Origin of the sequence: Bacillus sp. C30 (assembly GCF_040838255.1) — a bacterium.
In the GTDB taxonomy this organism is placed as follows: Bacteria; Bacillota; Bacilli; order Bacillales; family Bacillaceae_G; genus Bacillus_A; species Bacillus_A mycoides.
On record NZ_JBFPJH010000240.1, the window covers coordinates 1 to 5,090 of the forward strand.

The 5,090-nt window shown below is 36.1% G+C and carries 5 protein-coding genes and 1 pseudogene; 1 reads left to right on the forward strand and 5 read right to left on the reverse strand.

What is annotated here, in order from left to right:
• Positions 1-42: 42 nt before the first annotated feature.
• Entirely contained in the window at positions 43-315 is a 273-nt protein-coding gene (locus AB3X49_RS17375) for a putative GTPase (RefSeq protein WP_367963637.1), read from the forward strand.
• Between the two features lie 54 nt (positions 316-369).
• Here the strand turns inward: AB3X49_RS17375 and AB3X49_RS17380 are convergent, their stop codons facing one another.
• The 5 genes and pseudogenes from AB3X49_RS17380 to AB3X49_RS17400 form a co-directional block, all read right to left on the reverse strand.
• The gene (locus AB3X49_RS17380) at positions 370-735 is read right to left on the reverse strand and encodes a carboxymuconolactone decarboxylase family protein (protein WP_367963639.1); all 366 of its coding nucleotides are present in this window, start codon (positions 733-735) and stop codon (positions 370-372) included.
• A 125-nt stretch (positions 736-860) separates the two neighbouring features.
• A complete protein-coding gene (locus AB3X49_RS17385; RefSeq protein WP_002185654.1) occupies positions 861-2,351 on the reverse strand; it encodes an alanine/glycine:cation symporter family protein in 1,491 nt (496 codons plus the stop codon).
• Between the two features lie 132 nt (positions 2,352-2,483).
• Entirely contained in the window at positions 2,484-3,968 is a 1,485-nt protein-coding gene (locus AB3X49_RS17390) for an aldehyde dehydrogenase family protein (protein WP_003189783.1), read from the reverse strand.
• An 18-nt stretch (positions 3,969-3,986) separates the two neighbouring features.
• A complete protein-coding gene (gene dapA, locus AB3X49_RS17395; RefSeq protein WP_002142092.1) occupies positions 3,987-4,883 on the reverse strand; it encodes a 4-hydroxy-tetrahydrodipicolinate synthase in 897 nt (298 codons plus the stop codon).
• Between the two features lie 22 nt (positions 4,884-4,905).
• Positions 4,906-5,090 (reverse strand): annotated as a pseudogene (locus tag AB3X49_RS17400) (proline racemase family protein); the annotation flags it as partial.

Here is a 5,090-nt window from a genome sequence, read left to right on the forward strand (position 1 = left end):
CTAATATAGAGACATCGATTTATAAAAATATAGAATATTAAAATGGAATTTGACTTGATAGAACATAAAGGTAACTTTGATTTTGGATATGAAGATATTGCGGGTATATCTCGGAAATGTAAATTTTCTAATTGTTCGCATACAAATGAACCACACTGTGCAGTAAAAAAAGCTATCTCTGACGGCATACTTTCTGAAGAAATATTTAATAGTTTTTATAGAAATTTAAACGAGGCACACTATGTTTCTAAACAGAGTAATAAAACAAAAGCTATCGACTATATGAAACAATTGAAACTCTTTCAAAAAAATTAGACTAAACTAGAAAGTCCCCCTTAAAAAAATATTTTAAGGAGGGCTTTTTCTTGTTTAATGATTTTGATGTTTCAATTCCACCAGACATTCTTGTACTAAGGTTACTGCCTGACTCATTGCAGCTCCCCCAGCAAACGCGGCTGAAACACCACAAGCTTCTAAAATTTCTTTATCAGAACATCCTTGGTCAATACAGCCCTTCGTATGATAAATCGTACAATATTCGTCTTGTGTTGCTAAACTAATCCCTAATGCAATGAGCTGCTTTTCTCTTTTAGTTAATGCACCCTCCTGAAAACATGCTTGTGTAAAAGCGTTATATGTTTCTGCAATTTCAGGGATTTGTTGCGTAAAATTCCCTATACCTTCTTTATAATCAAGTAATACATCATTTATAGAGCCATATTGTTGATTTTCCATCGTATATCCTCCATTCATTTTATTCACACTTACTTTAGTATGAGATAAAATAAAGGACATATACAAATATTTACTTTAAAAAATAGAATGAATTTTCAGTTTATTTTACTTTTAAATTTGCACATCTACAGTTTCAGCCCATTATCTACTGACACTTTTTCTTTAGAATTTTTCCTTTCAACCTCTTTACTTCTTTCTTCCCAAAATGTTAAACCTTCAATTCCCACATTTTTAGGATCAAACACTGGATCTTTCCCTTCTTTTTTCTGCGTTTCATAGTCTTTTAACACTTTTAATGCCGTTTTACTTAATAATAGAATCGCGATTAAGTTTAACCATGCCATACTACCGATTCCTAAATCTCCAAGGTTCCATAATAGCGAAGCTGATTCTACGCTACCGATGTAAACCATAATTAAAAACCCAATTTTCAAAACTGGTTTTAACCAGCTATATTTGAGGTCACGATCTAAATAAGTGAGTGTCGTTTCAGCGATATAGTAGTACGCGAGTAAAGTTGTAAATGCAAAAAAGAAGATTGCGATTGAAATAAATAATGGACCAAATCCTGTCATAACAGTTTCAACTGCTTGTTGTGTATAGATTGGACCTGCATCTACATTTCCCATATTCTTTACAATAGCGCTTTTCCCTTCAGGTATTACATTATACATACCTGTTATTAATATCATAAGAGCTGTCGCTGTACATACTACAATTGTATCAATATATACAGAAAACGCTTGAACTAGCCCTTGTTTTGCAGGATGAGATACTTCAGCAGCGGCAGAGCTATACGTTGCTTCTCCAACACCAGCAACATTTGAAAATACAGCACGCTTTACACCCCATGCAATAGCTGCGCCGACGATGCCGCCAAACATTTCATTTACACCAAAAGCACTTGAGAAAATTAAAGCAAACATACTTGGAATTTCCGTTACATTCGCAATTAATACGATACATGTAACAATTACATAACCAATTGCCATAAATGGAACTAGCATTTGAGAAACGCCCGCAATTCTCTTTACGCCACCAAAAATGATAGCTGCTAATAATACGACTAACAATATACCAGTTATATATTTGCTAATACCATTAGAATTTTCAAATCCAACTGCGATACTACTCGATTGAATACCTGGTAATAAAACGCCATATGATAGTGTTACAACGACCGCTACAATGACCGCAAACCATTTCATTTTCAAGCCTTTCTCAATGAAATATGGCGTACCACCACGGTATTCATTGCCTACTTTACTTTTATATACTTGTGCTAATGTTGATTCAACAAATGCACTAGCTGCTCCTAATAATGCCATCACCCACATCCAAAATACAGCTCCAGGTCCGCCGAAAGCGATAGCTGTCGCTACTCCTGCGATATTACCAATTCCAACCCTACCTGATAACGCCAAACAAAATGCTTGAAAGGATGATATCCCAGTCTCCGAGCTCTTCCCTTCAAATAATAGTTTAATCATCTCCTTAAAATAGCGAATTTGTAAAAAACGAGTTGCAATTGTGAAATACACTCCTGCTCCTAATGCGAAAACAACTAAGCCAATACTCCAAACTTGCCCTACTAACCATTCTACTAACTGCTCCATCCAAATCCCCCTTATAATTCTTTTGAAAAAGCAATTTTATATATAAGAAAACGGACAACTATTATTAAACCTTCCAGTTGTCCGCATCTCTCATTATTTCATCCCTCTATTTATTAACAGTTAGACTCTCTATTACTTTATATTTACCCAAACACTTTTCACTTCTGTATAGTTATCAAGGGCGTATGAACCTAATTCACGTCCGATACCAGATTGCTTATATCCACCAAATGGTGCAGCTGCATTTTCTAAGTTATAATCATTAATCCACACTGTTCCTGCCTTTAATTTATTGGCAACTTGATGTCCGGTTTTAATATTTTGTGTCCATACGCCCGCAGCAAGCCCGTAAGACGAGCGATTTGCTCTTTCAATTACTTCTTCTGTCGAATCGAACGGGAGTACAACGACAACTGGTCCGAAAATTTCTTCCTTAACGATTGTCATATCGTCTGTAACATTTGTGAATACTGTTGGCTGTACAAAATAACCTTTTTCAAATGCACGTTTACCACCAGCTGCAACAGTAGCACCTTCAGATTTTCCTTGTTCAATGTAATTTAGCACACGCTCTTGTTGTTTTTTAGATACGAGCGGTCCCATTTCAGTTTCCGCCTCCATACCTGCCCCTAGCTTCACGTCATTCGCCATTTTTACAAGTTCATTTACGACTATTTCATAATGCTTCCGATGAACGAAAACTCGAGATCCTGCGCTACAATTTTGACCATGATTATACATAATGCCTTGGAACGCACCGTTAATCGCTTCTTCTAAGTCAGCGTCTTCTAAAATGATGTTTGGTGACTTACCACCAAGTTCTAACGTTACATGTTTAATTGTTTCTGCAGATTGACGCATAATATATTTCCCTGTAACTGTTGAACCTGTGAAAGCTACTTTATCAATATCATGATGGTTTACAATTGCCGATCCTGCTTCAGGACCGAAACCTGGTACAAAGTTTACGACACCGTTTGGAAAACCAGCTTCTTTAAAAAGCTTCGCTGTATATAGTAAAGATAAAGGTGTTTGCTCTGCTGGTTTTAATACAATCGTACAACCCGTCGCAAGAGCGGCTCCCATTTTCCAAGAAGACATAACGAGCGGAAAATTCCACGGGATAATTTGACCTACAACGCCAACCGGTTCATGGCGTGTGTAATTTAAATAGTCTTTTGAAATTGGAATGGTTTGACCAATAATTTTTGTAGCCCATCCCGCGTAATAGCGGTAATTTTCTACAGTCGCTGAAATATCATCATCAAGTGCTACTTGATATGGTTTTCCATTATCTAAAGCTTCCAGCTGTGCTAATTCTTCTCTATGCTCTTCAATTAAATCTGCTAATTTATAAATAAGGTGTGCTCTTTCAGCAGTAGTCATCTCTGCCCACGGGCCTGATTCAAAAGCAAATCTTGCCGCTTTTACTGCGACATCAACATCTTCTTCTTGCGCTTCACATACGACTGCTAGAACATCTTCTGTTGCTGGATTGTATGTTTCAAACGTCTTTCCACTTATTGAAGAAACAAATTCACCATTAATAAACATTTTAATTTCTTCATTTAAAAACGCTTTCACTTTTGGTTTCAGCTCAATGTTTGTCGTTAACATATATACTCTCCTCCTTATTTAAACAGCTGCATGAGCTGCAATTTCTAGTAAAATAGCTTGAAGCTTTTGATCTTCTTCTTCAGTTAATCCTAATCTCGGATAACGTGAAGGTCCTCCGACTTGCCCATGTAATTCCATTGAACGTTTAACGATTTGCACATACTTTCCTGATCCTTCAAGAAACTCACAAAGAGGTAAAATAGCATCGTTCATTTCCCACGCTTTTTCTAATTCACCATTTTGAAAATGCTCGTACATTTTCGTAACGAGTCCTGGAACGATATTTCCGGCTACTGAAACCCATCCCGATGCACCAACTAAATAAGATTCCATAACTAAATCTTCAGATCCGCAGAAGACTTGGAAAGCACCTTCACCTTGTCTTACTAAATCTCTCGCTTTTCGAATATCTCCGCTAGATTCTTTAATATGTGTAACATTTTCACACTCTTTTCCAATACGGAGCATTAACTCTGTGCTCATATCAACACCAGAAGTAAATGGGTTATTGTATAGCATAATTGGTATATTTACAGCGTTTGAGATTTCTTTAAAATGAAAATAAATCTCCTCTTCCTTCGGTTTACAATAGTAAGAGTTTATAATTAATGCGCAATCCGCTCCGTGCGCTTCTGCATGTTTCGTATATTCAATCGTTTCTTTCGTCGTCTCTGCAGCAGTTCCAACAATGACAGGAATACGGCCATCAACTTCTTTTAATACTGTTTCTACCATGTTAAATCGTTCTTCCTTTGATAAACTAACAAATTCCCCTGTACTTCCATTAATAATAATTCCAGCTACCTTTTGCTCAATAAAGTAGTTTACGTTTTGTTTTACGCCTTTCCAATCAATCTCTTGAAATTCATCCATCGGTGTTATTAATACTGGAAATGCCCCTTTAATTTTTTGCATCTTTATCTCTCCCTTTAACATATTATTTTAATAAGAAACCTGTTGGAAACGGATCAGTAGGATCTAATATAAATGTTTGCATACCTGTAATAAACCCTCTACTTTCAAATCGAAAAATGTATCCGAGTTCTTCTTTCTTCACTTTTTCTACTGTTATAAAGCTATTAAAAATACTTTCATTTCTAAAAGGTTTATCCGCTATATAAT

Bases quoted from the DNA above. Each gene is read 5' to 3' on its own strand.
- AB3X49_RS17375 (WP_367963637.1), top strand. From the start codon at position 43: ATGGAATTTGACTTGATAGAACATAAAGGTAACTTTGATTTTGGATAT.
- AB3X49_RS17380 (WP_367963639.1), bottom strand. From the start codon at position 735: ATGGAAAATCAACAATATGGCTCTATAAATGATGTATTACTTGATTAT.
- AB3X49_RS17385 (WP_002185654.1), bottom strand. From the start codon at position 2,351: ATGGAGCAGTTAGTAGAATGGTTAGTAGGGCAAGTTTGGAGTATTGGC.
- AB3X49_RS17390 (WP_003189783.1), bottom strand. From the start codon at position 3,968: ATGTTAACGACAAACATTGAGCTGAAACCAAAAGTGAAAGCGTTTTTA.
- dapA (WP_002142092.1), bottom strand. From the start codon at position 4,883: ATGCAAAAAATTAAAGGGGCATTTCCAGTATTAATAACACCGATGGAT.